This window comes from Pseudonocardia sp. GCM10023141 (genome assembly GCF_042653605.1).
The window spans coordinates 323,716-339,813 of record NZ_JBHSIR010000055.1 but is presented as its reverse complement, the minus strand read 5'-3'; the positions used below and the strand labels follow the sequence as shown (position 1 = coordinate 339,813).

Sequence of the window (16,098 nt, the reverse complement as noted above, 5' to 3'; positions counted from 1 at the left end):
GACCGTAGGCTCGAGCCATGGTGGACGTGCTCCCCGACCGAGCCCGAATCGTGATCATCGGAGGTGGGGTCGGCGGTGCGAGCGTCGCACATCACCTCGCCGAACGGGGTGAGACCGACGTCCTGCTGATCGAACGCTCCGAGCTCACCAGCGGCTCCACGTTCCACTCGGCGGGCCTCGTCGGGCAGCTGCGGTCCGATCCCGCCCTCACCCGGATGAACGTCTGGTCGGCGCAGCTGTACCGGGAGCTGGAGCGCACCGAGCACGCGCCGGGCTGGGTGGGGTCGGGCTCGATCAAGCTCGCGTCCTCGCCGCAGCGGCTGGAGGAGATCCGCCGCCAGCACGGATGGGCGCAGCGGGCCGGCCTGCCGCTGGAGCTGATCTCGGCGGAGCAGGCCCGCGACCTGTTCCCGCTCATCAGCATCGAGGGCGTGCTCGGCGCCGCGTACACGCCCACCGACGGCCAGGTCGACCCGGCGCGGCTGTGCTACGCGCTCGCCGCGATGGCGCGCAAGGCGGGGGTCACGATCGCGCAGCAGACGCGCGTGACCGCGATCACCACGGTGGCGGGCGCGCAGGGCCGTCGCATCACCGGCGTCCGTACCGATCGTGGCGACGTCGAGTGCGACGTGGTGGTGGACTGCGGCGGGATGTTCGCCGCGGAGATCGCGCGGCTGGTCGACGTCCGGATCCCGGTGGTGCCGATGTCGCACCAGTACGTGGTGACGGCGCCGCTGCCGGCCGGCTCGCTGCCCGCCGGCCGGACGCTGCCCTCGCTGCGCGACCCGGACCTGCTCGTCTACTACCGCCAGGAGATCGACGGGCTGGTGATGGGTGGCTACGAACGCGACTCCGCGCCGTGGACCGCGTCGGCCACCTCCTACGACGCCGTGCCGGCCGACTTCAACGGCAAGCTGCTGGCGCCCGACTGGGACCGTTTCACCGAGATCGTCGAGAACGCGCAGGTCCGGGTGCCGGTACTGGCCGAGGTCGGCGTGGCCAGCATGATCAACGGGCCGGAGGCGTTCACCCCCGACAACGAGTTCTGCCTCGGCGAGACCGAGGTGGCCGGGTTCTTCGTCGCCGCCGGGTTCTGCGCGCACGGCATCGCGGGCGCAGGCGGCATCGGACAGGTGCTGGCCGCGTGGATCCTGGACGGCGATCCCGGCATGGACCTGTGGCACATGGACGTGCGTCGCTTCGGCGCGCACTATCGCTCGCCGGGCTACACCCTGGCGCGCACCGTCGAGAACTACGAGAGCTACTACGACATCCGCTACCCGGCAGCGGAACGCACCGCCGGCCGCCCGCTGCGCACCTCACCCGCCTACCCGTGGCACGCCGCCAACGGCGCGGTGTTCGGGGAGAAGGCGGGCTGGGAGCGCGTCAACCACTACTCCGCGCTGCCCGCTGGCCGGGGGGGCGGCGAGGCGCTGCGCCCCGGCGGCTGGGCCGGGCGGCACTGGTCGCCGTGCGTCGAGACCGAGCACGTCGCCGTCCGCGAGGCGGCCGGGATCTTCGACGAGACGTCCTTCTCGAAGATCGAGATCACGGGTGCGGGCGCGGCAGCGTTCGTCGCGCACGTCTTCGCGGGTGACCTGGACCGTCCGCCCGGTGCGGTCGTCTACACCCAGGCGCTCAACGAGCGCGGTGGCATCGAGTGCGACGTCACCGTCACGCGGGTGGGTGCGGCCGAGTTCATGGTGGTCACCGGCACGGCGTTCGGGCAGCACGACATCGGCTGGCTGCGCCGACAGGCCCGGCTCACCGGCGCCGACGTCCGGATCGTCGATGTCACCGGTGCCTGGGCCTGCTTCGGGATCTGGGGCCCGCAGGCGCGCGAGCTGCTCGCCCCGCTCACCCCGGCGTCGCTGGCCAACGCCGACTTCCCCTACCCGTCGATGCGTGAGATCACCGTCGGCGACGTCCCGGTGCGGGCGCTGCGGGTGACGTTCGTGGGGGAGCTGGGCTGGGAGCTGTACTGCTCCACCGAGTACGGCGCGGCGCTGTGGCGCACGCTGGCCGCCACCGGTGCCCGCCCTGGCGGCTACCGCGCGATCGACAGCCTGCGCCTGGAGAAGGGCTACCGGGTCTGGAGCGGCGACATCGGCCCCGAGACCACCCCCGACGAGGCCGGGCTCGCCTTCGCGGTGCGCCCGCTGTCGGGTGCGGGCGACTTCGTCGGCCGCGCGGCGCTGGAGCGCCACCGCGCCGCCGGGATCACGCGCCGCCTGCGCTGCCTCGTGCTCGACGACCCGCGGGCGGTGGCACTGGGCGGGGAGCCCGTCCGGGTGGACGGGAGCGACGTGGTGGCACAGGTGCGCACCGGTGGATACGGCTACACGGTGGCGCGCTCGATCGCCTACGCCTACCTCCCGGCGGGTGCGGCGGCGTTCGGCGGGCGCGTCGAGGTGGCCGTGGACGGCACGTGGATCGGCGCCGAGGTGGCCCGCAGCCCGCTCTACGACCCGAAGGCGGAGCGGGTGAAGGCCTGAGCTTCCCGGCCCGCTACTTCGCCACGCAGATCTGGGTGGTGGCGGCCGTGAGGTCCTTGATGTTCTTCTCGATCTCGGGGCTGACCTTGGCCAGCACCACGTCACCGCGCCCGACCATGCGGTAGTCGCGCGAGACGGTGGCGAGCCCGGCCTTGAGCTCCGGCGGTGCCACGGCGGCGACCTTGTCGTAGGCATCGGCGACGTTGAGGAAGTCGATCGCCGCCAGCTTGGGCTTGCTGGTGATCTGCTTGGTCTGCACCCCGAGCTGCGCGATGGCGCTGCAGAACGCCGCGTTGGGAGACGTGGTGGGCGCGGCGGCAGAGGACGCCCCGCCGGCGGCGAGCGGGTTGCCGGCTGTCGTGGCCGCGCCACAGCCGGCGGTCAGCGCCAGCGCGAGCGGGACGAGCGCGGTGGCGGCCAGCACGTGGCGCGGCATGCGGGAACGAGACATGGGTGCCTCCGGGAGGTCGGCCCGCGCCGGGGAGTCGCGCGGCATCGGCGAACATCGTGTCAGCGCGCTGTCGCGGAGCCCGCAGGGGGATCACCAACGGTGACCGTCGGGCGCGGGCGGATCAGCCGGACGGGTGCGCCTATTCCTCGACGCTCAATCCTCTGCGAGCGTGTCGAGCACGCCCTGACCGTACTTCGCGAGCTTGTTCTCGCCCACCCCGCTGACGGTGCCCAGCTCGGCCAGCGACGAGGGCGCCCGCGTGGCGATCTCGCGCAGGGTGGCGTCGTGGAAGATCACGTAGGCCGGCACGCCCTGTTCCTTGGCCGTGGCACCCCGCCACGCCCGCAGGCGCTCGAACACCGGCGCGGCGCCCGCCGGGAGCTCCACCTGCGGCGCCTTCGACGACCGGGTGCGGGAGCGGGCGGTCTTCTCCGGATCGCGGCGCAGCCGCACCTCCTGCTCGCCCCGCATCACGACGCGGCCGGGCTCGGTGAGCACGAACGTCTGGTAGGTGCCCTCGACCGCGAGCAGGCCCTGCGCGAGCATCTGGCGCACCACCCCGCGCCACTCGCCCTCGGCGAGCTCGGTGCCCACCCCGAACACCGTGAGCGAGTGGTGGTCGAACTGCTCGACCTTGGGGGTGCGCTTGCCCAGCAGGATGTCGACGATCTGCCCCGCCCCGAACTTCTGGCCGCGCTCGCGGTCGAGCCGGAAGACCGTGGAGAGCACCTTCTGGGCTGCCACGGTGCCGTCCCACGACTCGGGTGGCGACAGGCACGTGTCGCAGTTGCCGCACGCCTCGCCGCGCTGGCCGAAGTAGTTGAGCAGCTGCACGCGCCGGCACGAGACCGTCTCGCACAGCGCGAGCATCGCGTCGAGGTGCTGGCCCAGCCGCTGGCGGTGAGCCCGGTCGCCCTCGGACTCGTTGATCATCTTGCGCTGCTGCACGACGTCGGAGAGGCCGTAGGCCAGCCACGCGGTGGAGGGCTGCCCGTCGCGGCCCGCGCGGCCCGTCTCCTGGTAGTAGCCCTCCACGGACTTCGGCAGGTCGAGGTGGGCGACGAACCGCACGTCGGGCTTGTCGATGCCCATGCCGAACGCGATGGTGGCGACCATGACGATGCCGTCCTCGCGCAGGAACCGCGACTGGTTGCGCGCGCGGACCCGCGTGTCGAGGCCCGCGTGGTAGGGCAGCGCGGTGATGCCCTGCGTGACGAGGAACTCGGCCGTCTGCTCCACGGACTTGCGCGAGAGGCAGTAGACGATGCCGGCGTCGCCGGGGTGCTCGGTGCGCAGCAGCTCCAGCAGCTGGCGGCGCGGCTCGTTCTTCGGCGCGATGCGGTACTGGATGTTGGGCCGGTCGAAGCTCGCGACGAAGTGGCGCGCCCCCGACTCCTCGCGCAGGTTGAGCCGGCTGGCGATCTCGGTGTGCGTGGCCTCGGTGGCGGTGGCCGTGAGCGCGATGCGGGGGACGTCGGGCCAGCGCTCGTGCAGCTCCGAGAGGGCCAGGTAGTCGGGCCGGAAGTCGTGGCCCCACTGGGCGACGCAGTGGGCCTCGTCGATGGCGAACAGGGCGATCTTCCCGCGGTCGAGCAGGCGCAGCGTGGACTCGACGCGCAGCCGCTCGGGGGCGAGGTAGAGCAGGTCGAGCTCGCCGGCGACGAAGGCGGCCTCGACCGCGCGGCGCTCGTCGAGATCCTGCGTGGAGTTGAGGAACCCGGCGCGGACGCCGAGCGCGAGCAGCGCGTCGACCTGATCCTGCATCAGCGCGATGAGCGGCGACACGACGACGCCGACACCCTCGCGGACGAGCGCGGGGATCTGGTAGCACAGCGACTTGCCCCCGCCGGTGGGCATCAGGACGAGCGCATCCCCGCCCGCGCTGACGTGCTCGACGATGGCGGCCTGCTCGCCCCGGAAGGCGGCGTAGCCGAACACCCGCTTGAGCACGTCGAGGGGAGCCGAGGCGGTGTCGGGGAGAGCCACGCCCCGATCGTAGGCGGGGGCCCCGACAGCGCCGGCACGCCCGTCGAGAACGACGTTGTCGTGATCAACAGGGCTCGATGATCATGGCAACGTCGTTCTCGACGGGGAGCGGGTGGGTGCGGCGGAGATGCCGCCCGGCCAGCAGCGTCACGGTCAGGCCGGTGGCGGCGAGCAGCGGCACCGCCGCCGGCACCGGGAGCCACTCCGCGAGCGCCCCCGCCGCGGCGAAGCCGAGTCCCTGCGTCACCATGTTCCCGGCGGTGAGCACGGTGAAGGCCTGCCGGCGGGCGTCCTCGTCGATCGCGGCGACGGCGAGCTGGTCGAGACCGATCAGGTAGCTCATCCCGGCGCCCGCCACCACGAGCAGCGTGATCGTCACGGCCAGCGGTGGCGCGAAGGCGTACCCGAGCACCGGGACGAACCCCGCTACGGCCACCGGGACGAGCCACCGCACCCGCTGCGCCGGCCGCATCAGCGACCCGGTGAGCAGCTCGCCGAGCACGGCGCCCGCCGGCAGCCCCGTGAGCAGCAGGCCCACCGCGACGCTCCCGCCACCCAGCACCTGCGCGTAGGGCACGGCCAGCGCCTCCGGTGCGACCGCGAAGAACCCGGGCAGCCAGAACATCGCCATCAGGGGCCGGATGCCGGGAACGGCCAGCAGCGCCCGGATACCGGCGATCGGACCGCGCGCCGCCGCGGCGGTGGCCACCGGTCGGCGGCGCCGGGTGCCGAGCAGCAGCACCGTCGCGGCGAGGGCGTGCCCGCAGGCGGCCGCGGCCAGTGCCTGGCTGGGCGTGACGAACACCAGCGCGACCCCGCCCGCGGCGAACCCGGCGAACTGCGCGTTCTGCGACACCAGCCGCAGCAACGAGCGGCCGATCGCGAAGCCGTCGTCGCCCAGCAGCTCGGGCAGGGTCGCCGCGCGCACCCCGCTGAAGATCGGGTCGATGAGGCCCTTGACGGCGAGCAGCCCCAGCACCAGCGGCACCGGCAGGCCCGGCACCGCCATCACCGCGACGAGGCAGGCCACGGCCGCCGAGCAGGCGACGAGGACGTCCCGGCTGGGGCGCCGCCGGCCGACCCCGGCGAGGAACACCGCCCCGACACCCATCGGCACGAACCCGATCGCGAACGTCACGGCGGCGAGCAGGGGCGACTGCGTGCGCTGGAACACGAGCACGGCCAGCGACACGTCGGAGGTGATGATCGCCAGCATCGTGGCGACGTGTGCGCCCAGCACGGCGCGGAACTCGCCGTTGCGGAGCACGCTGCGGTAGGTCGGCACGGGGTCACCCTCGCCGCACCGGTGCCGATCTCCTCATACTTCGTGCAGGATCGAAACGTGCCCCTCGAACTGCGGCTCGGCACCGCCGACGTGGCGGGCCTGCGCTTCGCCCGCTCCCCGTTGTGGGAGACCATGGAGGCGCTGCGGACGCTCGGCGATCCGCGCCGCCAGGCCTTCCACCTGTTCTGGCTGCGCTCGGTCGACCGGGCGGCCGTCGCCGCCGCGGCCCGGGAGCTGGCCCCGCTGATCCCCACCCCCGGCTACACACCCGACTTCCTCATCCCGATCCCGACGGGCCCGACCACCACCGTCGACGACGACCTCGCCACCGTCGCCGCCACCCCGCTCCAGGTCGTCGAGCGCGAGCTGCGCATCTGCCTGACGAGCTCGCGCGCAGCACCGCACGTCGCCGTCGCGGTGCGGGCGCTGCTCGCCGACCCGGCGGCCACGCTGCGGCGGGTCGTCGCGGCCCAGCGCACCTGCTGGGACCACCTCGTGCGGCCGTACTGGGCCGCCGTCGACGACCTGCTCGCCGACGACATCGCCCACCGCGCCGCCGTCCTCGCCGGTGCCGGGCTCGCCACGGCACTGGACGGGCTGCACGCCAACCTGTCGTGGACCGACGGGGTGCTGCGCTTCGGCGGCACCGCCCACGGCTTCACCGACGACGTCCGTGGCCGCGGGTTGGTGCTGATGCCGAGCGTGTTCGCGTGGCCGAACGTCATCGCTGTGACCGACCCGCCCTGGCAGCCGACCGTCATCTACCCGGCCCGCGGGGTCGGCACGCTGTGGCCACCCGGCCCGGCCCGCCCGGCCGGTGCGCTGGGGGAGCTGCTGGGCACCTCCCGGGCCCGGCTGCTGGCCGAGCTCGCCGTGGAGGCGTCCACCAGCACGCTGGCGCGCCGGCTCGGGCTGGGCCTGCCCACCACCTCGGTGCACCTGCGGGTGCTGCGCGCCGCGGGGCTGGTGACGGCTCGCCGGGCCGGGCGGGAGGTGCTGCACCGGCGCACGGCGCTGGGGGCGACGCTGGGTGGGTGGTGACCCCCGACGAGGAACGTGCTCACGCACACCGTCGGGGGATCACGCACACCGTGGACGGTGTGCGCCGACCCCTCACGGTGTGCGTGAGCTCGCCCTCGACTACCCGGTGACCTCGGTGCGGATCATGAGGCGCACCTTGTCGGCGCGGTAGCGGTCGCGCGCGAACTCCACCGCCACGCCCGTTGCCGAGTGTGCCGTGCGCTCCACCTGCATCAGCGCCGTGCCGACCGGGAGACCGAGCGCAGCGGCGTCCGCGGCGTCGGCCGTGACCGGCTCCAGGTACTCGACGGCGGTGTGCGGCGCGAGCCCGTAACCGCGGCCGAGCAGGTCGTAGAGCGACCCCGTGAGCGGGCGCTCCAGCAGGCCCGGCAGCTGCGCCGCGGGCAGCCACGAGCACTCCAGCGCCAGCGCGGTGCCGTCGGCGTCGCGCACCCGCACCAGCTCATGGACGGGATCACCCGCTGGCAGGCCCAGCGCGGTGGCGACCGGCGGCTCGGCGGCGACGGTGCGCGCCGACAGGACCCGGGCTCCGGCCCTGCGGTCGGCGCGGCGCATCTGCTCGGTGAAGCCGGCGACGCCGGTGAGGTCGCAGTCGAGCTTGGGTTCGGCCACGAACGCACCGCCGCGGCGCCCGGGCAGCCGCACGAGCACGCCGCGGCGGGCCAGCTCGTCCAGGGCCTGGCGCAGCGTCATGCGGCTGACGCGCAGGGCGGCGGCGAGCACGCGCTCACCGGGCAGCCGATCGCCCGTGACGATCTCGCCCGCGGCGATCTGGGCCAGCAACCACCGCTCGATCTGCACATGCGCCGGAACGCCGTGGTGGCGCTGCAGGACGGGTGTGCGACCCAGCAGGTCGACGGTCACCCCTGCAGACTAGGCCGACACGGCAGCCGGGGCCCGGTTTCGGCCGGTTGGCACCCATCCGGACGGCCAGGGAGCGACATCGCTGACGCTGGGCGCCGGCGACGTCACCCCACTGGTCGAACCCCGAACCGCTAGGCCAGCGACGCCCGCCAGGCCGCGTGCAGGTCGGCGAACTCGCCACCGCCCTCCAGCAGCGCCGCAGGCGAGCCGTCCTGCACGATCCGGCCCTCGTCCATCACCAGCACCCGGTCGGCGATCAGCACCGTCGAGAGCCGGTGGGCGATGATCAGCGCCGTGCGTCCGGCCAGCACCGTCTCCAGCGCAGCCTGCACCGCCCGCTCGGACGGCACGTCGAGCGAGGACGTGGCCTCGTCGAGCAGCACCACGGCCGGGTCGGCGAGCACCACCCGCGCCAGTGACACCAGCTGGCGCTGCCCGGCGGACAGGCGCCCGCCGCGCTTGCGCACGTCGGTGTCGAAGCCGTCGGGCAGCGCGTCGACGAACCCGCGGGCGCCCACCGCCTCCGCGGCGGCCACGATCTCGGCGCGGCTCGCGTCGGGACGGCCCATCGCGATGTTGTCGGCCACCGAACCGGAGAACAGGAACGCCTCCTGCGTGATCATCACCAGCGCGGTGCGCAGTGCGGCGTCGTCGATCTCGCGCAGGTCGACCCCGCCGAGCCGGACGGCGCCGTCGGTGGGGTCGTAGAACCGCGCCGCCAGCTTGGCCAGCGTGGACTTGCCCGCGCCGGTGGCACCGACGAGTGCGATGGTCTGCCCGGCCGGGACGTGCAGCGTGAACGCGGGCAGGATCGTGCGCTCCGCGGCGCGCTTGTAGGCGAAGCGCACCTCGTCGAACACCAGCTCGCCCCGCACCGGCGACGGCAGCGCCACCGGGCTGGCCGGCGCGGGCACGTCCGGGGGCGTGTCGAGCACCGACGCCAGCTTCTCCAGCGCCGCCGCGGCGGACTGGTAGGAGTTGAAGAACTGCGCCATCTCGTCGAGCGGGTCGTAGAAGCGGCGCAGGTAGAGCAGGAACGCGGTGAGCGCCCCCAGCTCGAGCGCGCCGTCGATCACCCGCAGCCCGCCCAGCAGCAGCACCACCGCCAGCGTCATGTTGCCGACGAAGCGGGTCCAGCCCACGTACCAGGCCACCGTGAGGTACGCCTTCGCGTTGGCGTCGCGGTAGGCGTTGCCGAGCCCGTCCATGATCTGCTCGCTGCGGGCCTCGCGACGGTAGGCCTGCACCGCGCGGATGCCGTTCATGGACTCGACGAAGTGCACGATCAGCCGTGCGACGGTGGTGCGGGTGCGACGGTAGCTCGCGCGGGAGCGCCGCTGGAACCAGCGCGTCAGGAAGACGAGCGGGACGAACCCGGCGAGCACGACCGCGGCCAGCACCGGGTCGAGCACCAGCAGCAGCGTCGTGATGCCGATCAGTGACAGGACCGCGCCCAGCAGGCCGTCGAGGCCCTTCTCGAGCATGTCCGAGAGCGAGTCGACGTCGCTGGTGAGCCGCGAGATCATCCGGCCCGACGTGTAGGACTCGTGGAAGTCCAGCGACAGCCGCTGCGCGTGGGCGAACACCCGCCGCCGGACGGCGAGCAGGACGTCCTGCCCGATCCGGCCCGAGAGCACCAGGAACGCCGCCCGCAGCCCCGCACCGACGATGCCGGTGGCCGCGTAGCCCGCGATGGACCAGGCCAGCGGGGCGAGCTGCCCGTTGATCGCGGCCGGGACGCCCACGTCGATGGCGGTGGCCACGAGCAGCGGGCCGGCGAGCATGACGGCGTTCTCGGCGATGAGCAGCACGAGCGCGGCGAGCATCGCCATGCGGTGCGGGCGCACCAGCTCGGCCACCAGCCGCCGGGCCCGGCGCTGCAGCCGCACCCCGCTGGCGAGCGACACGACGTCGGACTCCTCGTCGTCGGGCCCGCGACCCCGCCACTGCTGGACCGCGAGCGCGTCCGTGTCCGGCGCGTCGGCCGGTGTGGTGGTCATGCCGTCACCTCGTCGGAACTGATGCTCGTCGCCGAGGCGTCATCGAGGCTCGACACCAGCGCCCGGTAGTCCGGGTCGGTGGCGAGCAGTTCGGAATGGATGCCGACGGCCGCGATCCGGCCATCGGCCAGCATTGCGACGCGGTCGGCGAGCTGCACGGTGGACGGCCGGTGCGCGACGACCAGTGCCGTGACCCCGCCCAGCACGCGGCGCAGCGCCGCCTCCACCTCGGCCTCGGTGTGGACGTCGAGCGCCGAGAGCGGGTCGTCGAGCACCAGCACCGGCGGGTGACCGACGACCGCGCGCGCCAGCGCCAGGCGCTGACGCTGCCCGCCCGAGAGCGACATGCCCTGCTCCCCGATGCGGGTGTCGAGCCCCCACGGCAGTGCCGCGACGAACCCGTCGGCGCTGGCGACGCGCAGCGCCTCCCAGATCGCCTCGTCGGGGGCGTCGGGCACCCCCAGCGCGACGTTCTCGCGCACGCTCGCCGAGATCAGCACCGGGTCCTCGAACGCGGTGGCGACCGCACGGCGCAGCTCGGGGAGCGCGACGGTGCGCACGTCGACGCCGTCGAGGAGCACGGCGCCGCCGGTGACGTCGTAGAGCCGCGGGACCAGCGCGGTGAGCGTGGTCTTGCCCGACCCGGTGGCGCCGACGAGCGCCAACGTCTCGCCGGGCCGGACGGTGAGGTCGACACCGCGCAGGATCTCGCGATCGCTGCCCGGGTAGGCGAAGTGCAGGTCGCGCAGCACCAGCTCCCCGCGCAGCGGGACCGGCAGCGCCACGGCGTGCTCGGGCGCGGTGATGGTGGGCGCGATGTCGCGCACCTCGAAGTAGCGCGTGGTGGCCGCGGCCGCGTTGCTCGCCTCGGCCAGCAGCCAGCCCAGCGACGCGATCGGCCAGTACAGGAACGTCAGCACGCTGACGGCGGCCACCAGGGTGCCCAGCGTGAGGGTGCCCTGCGCGACGTTGGCGGCACCGATCCCGAGCACCGCGGCGATGGCGACCTCCGGCAGCAGCACGAGCACCGTCCACAGTGCTGCGAGCAGCCGGATCTTGAGCATCTCGGTGCCGCGCAGCGTGCGGGCCTGCGCCGTGAACTGCTTGGCGATCGAGCGGCCCCGACCGAGTGACTTGAGCACCCGGATGCCCAGCGCCGACTCCTCGACGATGGTCGCGATGTCGCCCTGCTGATCCTGGGCCAGGCGGGCTGCCGCGGAGTAGCGGCGCTCGAGCGCCAGCGTCAGGACGATCAGCGGGACGGCCGCGACCGCCACGACCAGACCGAGCCACGGCGAGAGCCAGACCAGCACCCCGAGGCCGATGAGCAGCGTCAGCGCGTTGACGATCAGGAAGATACCGGCGAACGCGACGAACAGCCGGATCGTGGAGAGGTCGGTGGTGGCCCGGGACAGCAGCTGGCCCGACGCCCACCGGTCGTGGAACGCCACCGGCAGCCGCTGCAGGTGGTGGAACAGCTCCGAGCGCATCGACGTCTCGATCTGGTTGGCGGGTCGCGCCACCAGCATCCTGCGGACGAAGATCAGCCCGGCCTCGACGACGCCGAGCCCGAGCGCTCCCACCACCAGCCACGGCAGCGACGACAGATCGCCGTGGGCGATCGGCCCGTCGACGATGGTGCGCGTGACGAGCGGCACGGCCAGGCCGGCGAGGGTGGCGACGAGTGCGGCGACACCACTTCCCGCCAGCGCGTAACGATGGGGATGGACGAAGGGCCGGAGGCGGTACAGGGATCGGAGCCTGACGCCGCCGGCCGCAGCCGAATGATCAGCAACGGGATGATCAGCGATGGTCATGGTTGTTCCGAGAGTAGAAACTTCATCGCCGCGACGCATCCGAGTTCCGTCATCCCCGAACCATCGGAGGTGAACCCGGGTGAAGGTCAAGCCACCGGCATGGAGCAGGGTGGCGGTGGAGCGGTGGGACGGCACACAGCGCAACGAGGGCAAGGGGCAGAGATCGTGGGGCTACGGATCGGGTACAAGGCGTCGGCCGAGCAGTTCGGGCCACGGGAGCTGGTGGAGTTCGGGGTGCGGGCCGAGGAGCTGGGGCTCGACAGCGCGGTCGTGTCGGACCACTTCCTGCCATGGCGCCACGAGGGTGGGCACGCGCCGTTCGCGCAGGCCTGGCTGACGGCGGTGGGGGAGCGCACCTCGCGGATCATGCTGGGCACGTCGGTGCTGACGCCGACGTTCCGCTACAACCCGGCGGTGCTGGCGCAGACGTTCGCGACGCTGGGGCTGCTGTATCCCGGCCGGGTGATGTTGGGTGTCGGCAGCGGTGAGGCGCTCAACGAGATCGCGGTCTCGGGTCGGGAGTGGCCGGAGTTCAAGGAGCGCTTCGCGCGGCTGCGGGAATCGGTGCGGCTGATGCGGGAGCTGTGGACGGGCGAGGACGTCTCGTTCGACGGCGAGTACTACAAGACGGTCAACGCCACGATCTACGACAAGCCCGAGCAGCCGATCCCGGTCTACGTGGCGGCGGGCGGCCCGCAGGTCGCGAAGTACGCGGGCCGCTCTGGTGACGGGTTCATCTGCACGTCGGGCAAGGGCATGGAGCTCTACACCGACAAGCTGATGCCGGCGGTGATCGAGGGAGCCGAGGCGGCGGGCAAGACCGCCGGCGACGTCGACCGGATGATCGAGATCAAGATGTCCTACGACCGTGACGCCGAGAAGGCGCTGGAGAACACGCGGTTCTGGGCGCCGCTGTCGCTGACCCCCGAGCAGAAGCACAGCGTGGACTCGGCGGTGGAGATGGAGCGCCTCGCCGACGAGCTGCCCATCGAGCAGGTGGCGAAGCGCTGGATCGTGGCGTCGGACCCGGACGAGGCGCTCGCGCAGATCAAGCCGTACGTGGATGCGGGGCTCAACCACCTCGTGTTCCACGGTCCGGGCAACGACCAGGAGCGGTTCCTCACCCAGTTCGCCGAGGACGTGCTGCCGAAGCTGCGCGCGCTGGCCTGAGCCACCGGCCCCGGACGACCGAACGCCCCCGTCGCAGCGACGGGGGCGTTCGGTCAGAAGGGGGTGATCAGCGGCCGTGGCCGGGCAGTGATCAGCGGCCGTGGCCGGGCAGCGAGCCGCCCGCGACGAGCCGGCGGGTGCTGCCGGACGCGCGCACCGAGCGCAGGCCGGGCAGCTGCACCGCGGAGCGCGGCATGGCGCGGCGGGCGCGCAGGACGGGCCACACGGGCGACGGGGGGAACAGCCCGTCGAGCCCGGAGCCTGCGGGGCCGCCGACGCTCGAGCGCAGCAGCTCCTGGTACTCGTCGTACTCCGCGACGGCTGCCGCGATGTTGCCCTGGGCGAGGTGGGCCTCGATGAGGGCGCGGCGGGCGCTCTCGCGGCTCGGGGCGGCGGTGACCGACCGCTGCGCCATCGCGGCGGCCTCCTCGAAGCGCTCCGCGGCGGTGAGCCGCAGGCTGCGCTCCTCGATGGCGTGCAGGCGGAGCTGGCGGAACCGCTCGCGCTCCACGACGATCCACGCGGCGGTCCAGCCGGGGAGGATGTCGGCGGCGAGCGGGGAGATCTCGGGGTCGGTGTTGGCCGGGATCTCGGGCAGGGCCCGGATCAGCGCCATGGCCGCGGCGAGGTCGACGGTGACCTCGCCCGACAGGCTCAGCCGGCCGTCGGTGTGCGCGTCGGCCAGCAGACCGGGTACGCCGATCGCCTCGATGGCCTCGGTGAGCAGCCGCAGCGCGGCGGCCTGCGGAACGCCGGGCCACAGGTCGAGTGCCAGCGCACCCCGATCCTGCGATCGCGGGTGGATCGCCAGATAGGCGACCAGCCTACGGGCGTCGACTCCCAGCGCGACGGGGTTGCCGTCGGTGCTCAGCGTGAAGGAGCCGAGGACGGTGACGTGCATCGCGGGGGATCGTCGCTGATCGTCAGACATGGTTGTCCCAAGATTGTGATCGTGCCCGTAAGTTGACTCGCCTGCAGCCTCGTGGCGCCGAGTCCGCGGAGAAGTGTTCTCCGTGAGGGGCGGCTTGCCAAGGGGCATGTGCGTCACAGTTTCCAGCCCTGAAGCGGCCGTCCGGGTGACGTTCGGTGCACATCCTACTCACCGTGCGGCGTACATCCGCACGTGGGTGCCCCTCCCATCCGTCCAGACGTGCAGGGAATCACACAGCTGCCGGGCGATCCAGACGCCTCGGCCGCGCGGATCGGACGGGTGCGGGGCCTGCAGACCCGGCAGCGGATCGCGCAGGATCCCCGTGTCGTGCACCTCGCAGACGAAGCCGTCGGCGCCGGCCCACACGAACATCCGCGCCTCGCCCGCCCCGTGCTCGACGGCGTTGGTGGCGATCTCGTTGACGGCGAGCACGACGTCCTCGGCCCTGGCCGCGCCGTAGTCCGACGCCAGCAGGACGCTCTCGACGGCCGTGCGCACCTCGCCGAGCTGCCACGCCCCGAACGTGACCTGCAGCTCGGGTGCTCCGAGCAGCATCGGTGCCGCCGCGGGGAGCTCGGCGAGCACCTCACGGGGCGGGCGGTGGTCGGGGTTGTGGTGCAGCCTGCCGTCGAGCAGCAGGTGGGGGTGGTTGCGCCGGGCGCCGTCGAGGATGGCCTGGTGCAGCGGCATCTCCGGGAAGAAGCAGGTGAGGTCGATCGCGAGATCCGCCAGCGCGATGTTGAGCGCGGCGTCGAACTCGGTCCAGAAACCGCCGTCGGCACCGTCGAGCGCGTTCCAGTGCTCGCTGATCACGGTGGCCGGGCCGGCGGCGGCGGTCAGCTCCCGCAGCTCCCGAGCCCGCAGTGCCGCGACCGTCTGCCCCGAACCGGCGTCGGGACCGTGCGGGCGGGCCAGCACGATGAGCCCGGCAGGCTGGCCGAGCTCGGCCAGCAGCGCCGCCTCCGTGTCCGGGCTGAGCGCGACGGCCACGGGCCCACCGCGCTCCAGGCCGGAGCGCACGAGCGGGATCAGCTGCTGGTGCAGGTGACCGACCGACGAGTGGAAGGCGGCGCTGTGCTGGAGCCGGACCGCGACGGCCGTGCGGGTGGTCTCGACCTTCACGCGGACGGTCCGTCGACGCGGCTGTGCATCTCCAGCTGGGCGGCGAAGGGTGCCCCGCAGCGGTCGAGCACCCGCACGACCCGGGGCCGCACGCCGGTGAGGACCAGCCGGTGGGTGCTGGGGAACTCCTCGGCGGCGTGCACGAGGCTGACCGCGCCGGCGACGTCGAGGAAGCGCAGCGACGACAGGTCGAGCGTGATGTCGGTGGGCGCGGAGTGCGAGCGCAGCGCGTGGTCGAGCGTGGTGTCGAGCAGGCGCCGGATGCGCTGGCGGTTGCTGTGGTCGATCTCGCCCGCCAGCCGGGCCCCGCCCGGCCCGGTGCTCGTGATCCGCAGCATGGTGTCGTCGTAGATCGCGTGCACGGCCACCTCCGTGTGGTGCTGGGCGCGCAGCTCCTCGATGTCGTGCTCGGGGAAGCGGCGCCGATCGTAGAAGCACAGCACCGACGCGGGCTTGCCGAGGATCGCCTCGGCCATGGCAGCGTCGTACTCGGCCAGCGAGACGCCGCCGCGGCGCTCGAGCGCGTAGCTGAGCTGCCCGGTCATGCGGACACCGCTGAACCCGCGCTGCAGCGCTCCGTCGATGGTGCCCGCGACGATCTCGCGCACCTGGCCGGTGGTGCTGCGCAGCGCGGTGCGCGTGGCCTCGGGCGGGACGATCTCCAGCTGGTGGCCGTCGATCGGCCCGCCGATGTCGACGCGGTCGTCGGACAGGCGGTCGAGGACGGCCTCGACGGTGCCGTCGTCGAAGTACACGACCTGCTCGCCCGCGGCCAGCCCGTCGGCGACGAAGCGCGCCGTCATCTCCCACAGCTGCTCGTCGCTGACCGGAACGGCACAGGCGTGGTCGAGAGAGGAGAACCCCTCGACCGTTCGTGTCATTCGTCCACCCCGCGGGACGCCGGCACGTGCCCGGCATGGTCGTCGACGCTGCCCG

The 16,098-nt window shown here is 73.2% G+C and carries 12 protein-coding genes; 3 read left to right on the top strand and 9 right to left on the bottom strand.

The genetic code is table 11. The annotated features are described in order from the left end of the window. Positions 1-17 precede the first annotated feature (17 nt). Positions 18-2,495: a GcvT family protein gene (locus ACFPFQ_RS30650; RefSeq protein ID WP_379625047.1), complete on the top strand. Its 2,478-nt coding sequence runs from the start codon at positions 18-20 to the stop codon at positions 2,493-2,495. 13 nt (positions 2,496-2,508) lie between these two features. Here the strand turns inward: ACFPFQ_RS30650 and ACFPFQ_RS30645 are convergent, their stop codons facing one another. The 3 genes from ACFPFQ_RS30645 to ACFPFQ_RS30635 form a co-directional block, all read right to left on the bottom strand. Then, positions 2,509-2,946 carry a hypothetical protein gene (locus tag ACFPFQ_RS30645; protein ID WP_379625045.1) on the bottom strand — a complete coding sequence of 146 codons (438 nt, stop codon included), beginning with the start codon at positions 2,944-2,946 and terminating at the stop codon, positions 2,509-2,511. A 153-nt stretch (positions 2,947-3,099) separates the two neighbouring features. Next, the gene (gene recQ / locus ACFPFQ_RS30640; protein WP_379625043.1) at positions 3,100-4,932 is read right to left on the bottom strand and encodes a DNA helicase RecQ; all 1,833 of its coding nucleotides are present in this window, start codon (positions 4,930-4,932) and stop codon (positions 3,100-3,102) included. A 64-nt stretch (positions 4,933-4,996) separates the two neighbouring features. Next, positions 4,997-6,217 carry a hypothetical protein gene (locus ACFPFQ_RS30635; protein WP_379625041.1) on the bottom strand — a complete coding sequence of 407 codons (1,221 nt, stop codon included), beginning with the start codon at positions 6,215-6,217 and terminating at the stop codon, positions 4,997-4,999. A gap of 57 nt (positions 6,218-6,274) precedes the next feature. Here ACFPFQ_RS30635 and ACFPFQ_RS30630 point away from each other — a divergent pair, with 57 nt between their 5' ends. Further along, positions 6,275-7,258, top strand: coding sequence for an ArsR/SmtB family transcription factor (locus ACFPFQ_RS30630; protein ID WP_379625039.1), 984 nt, complete (start codon positions 6,275-6,277; stop codon positions 7,256-7,258). A gap of 99 nt (positions 7,259-7,357) precedes the next feature. Here ACFPFQ_RS30630 and ACFPFQ_RS30625 read toward each other — a convergent pair whose 3' ends face one another. From ACFPFQ_RS30625 to ACFPFQ_RS30615, 3 genes are all read right to left on the bottom strand, one after another. Then, a complete protein-coding gene (locus ACFPFQ_RS30625) occupies positions 7,358-8,122 on the bottom strand; it encodes a GntR family transcriptional regulator (protein WP_379625037.1) in 765 nt (254 codons plus the stop codon). A gap of 131 nt (positions 8,123-8,253) precedes the next feature. After that, on the bottom strand, positions 8,254-10,122 hold the full coding sequence (locus ACFPFQ_RS30620) for an ABC transporter ATP-binding protein (protein ID WP_379625035.1): 1,869 nt from the start codon (positions 10,120-10,122) through the stop codon (positions 8,254-8,256). Continuing rightward, entirely contained in the window at positions 10,119-11,939 is a 1,821-nt protein-coding gene (locus ACFPFQ_RS30615; protein WP_379625033.1) for an ABC transporter ATP-binding protein, read from the bottom strand. Before ACFPFQ_RS30615 ends, ACFPFQ_RS30620 begins: the two co-directional genes overlap by 4 nt. A gap of 165 nt (positions 11,940-12,104) precedes the next feature. Here ACFPFQ_RS30615 and fgd point away from each other — a divergent pair, with 165 nt between their 5' ends. Further along, positions 12,105-13,109 carry a glucose-6-phosphate dehydrogenase (coenzyme-F420) gene (gene fgd / locus ACFPFQ_RS30610; protein ID WP_379625031.1) on the top strand — a complete coding sequence of 335 codons (1,005 nt, stop codon included), beginning with the start codon at positions 12,105-12,107 and terminating at the stop codon, positions 13,107-13,109. Between the two features lie 91 nt (positions 13,110-13,200). Here fgd and ACFPFQ_RS30605 read toward each other — a convergent pair whose 3' ends face one another. The 3 genes from ACFPFQ_RS30605 to ACFPFQ_RS30595 form a co-directional block, all read right to left on the bottom strand. After that, positions 13,201-14,010: an AfsR/SARP family transcriptional regulator gene (locus ACFPFQ_RS30605; RefSeq protein ID WP_379625029.1), complete on the bottom strand. Its 810-nt coding sequence runs from the start codon at positions 14,008-14,010 to the stop codon at positions 13,201-13,203. 198 nt (positions 14,011-14,208) lie between these two features. Further along, the gene (locus ACFPFQ_RS30600; protein ID WP_379625027.1) at positions 14,209-15,162 is read right to left on the bottom strand and encodes an ATP-binding protein; all 954 of its coding nucleotides are present in this window, start codon (positions 15,160-15,162) and stop codon (positions 14,209-14,211) included. Beyond that, positions 15,159-16,043, bottom strand: a complete 885-nt coding sequence (locus tag ACFPFQ_RS30595; protein ID WP_379625025.1) for an MEDS domain-containing protein — start codon at positions 16,041-16,043, stop codon at positions 15,159-15,161. The genes ACFPFQ_RS30600 and ACFPFQ_RS30595 overlap by 4 nt, the downstream gene beginning before the upstream one ends. Positions 16,044-16,098 lie beyond the last annotated feature (55 nt).

Excerpts from the sequence above, each read along its gene's own strand:
- ACFPFQ_RS30615 (WP_379625033.1), bottom strand. The coding sequence starts at position 11,939 with ATGACCATCGCTGATCATCCCGTTGCTGATCATTCGGCTGCGGCCGGC.
- ACFPFQ_RS30605 (WP_379625029.1), bottom strand. The coding sequence starts at position 14,010 with ATGCACGTCACCGTCCTCGGCTCCTTCACGCTGAGCACCGACGGCAAC.
- ACFPFQ_RS30620 (WP_379625035.1), bottom strand. The coding sequence starts at position 10,122 with ATGACCACCACACCGGCCGACGCGCCGGACACGGACGCGCTCGCGGTC.
- ACFPFQ_RS30645 (WP_379625045.1), bottom strand. The coding sequence starts at position 2,946 with ATGTCTCGTTCCCGCATGCCGCGCCACGTGCTGGCCGCCACCGCGCTC.
- ACFPFQ_RS30595 (WP_379625025.1), bottom strand. The coding sequence starts at position 16,043 with ATGACACGAACGGTCGAGGGGTTCTCCTCTCTCGACCACGCCTGTGCC.
- ACFPFQ_RS30650 (WP_379625047.1), top strand. The coding sequence starts at position 18 with ATGGTGGACGTGCTCCCCGACCGAGCCCGAATCGTGATCATCGGAGGT.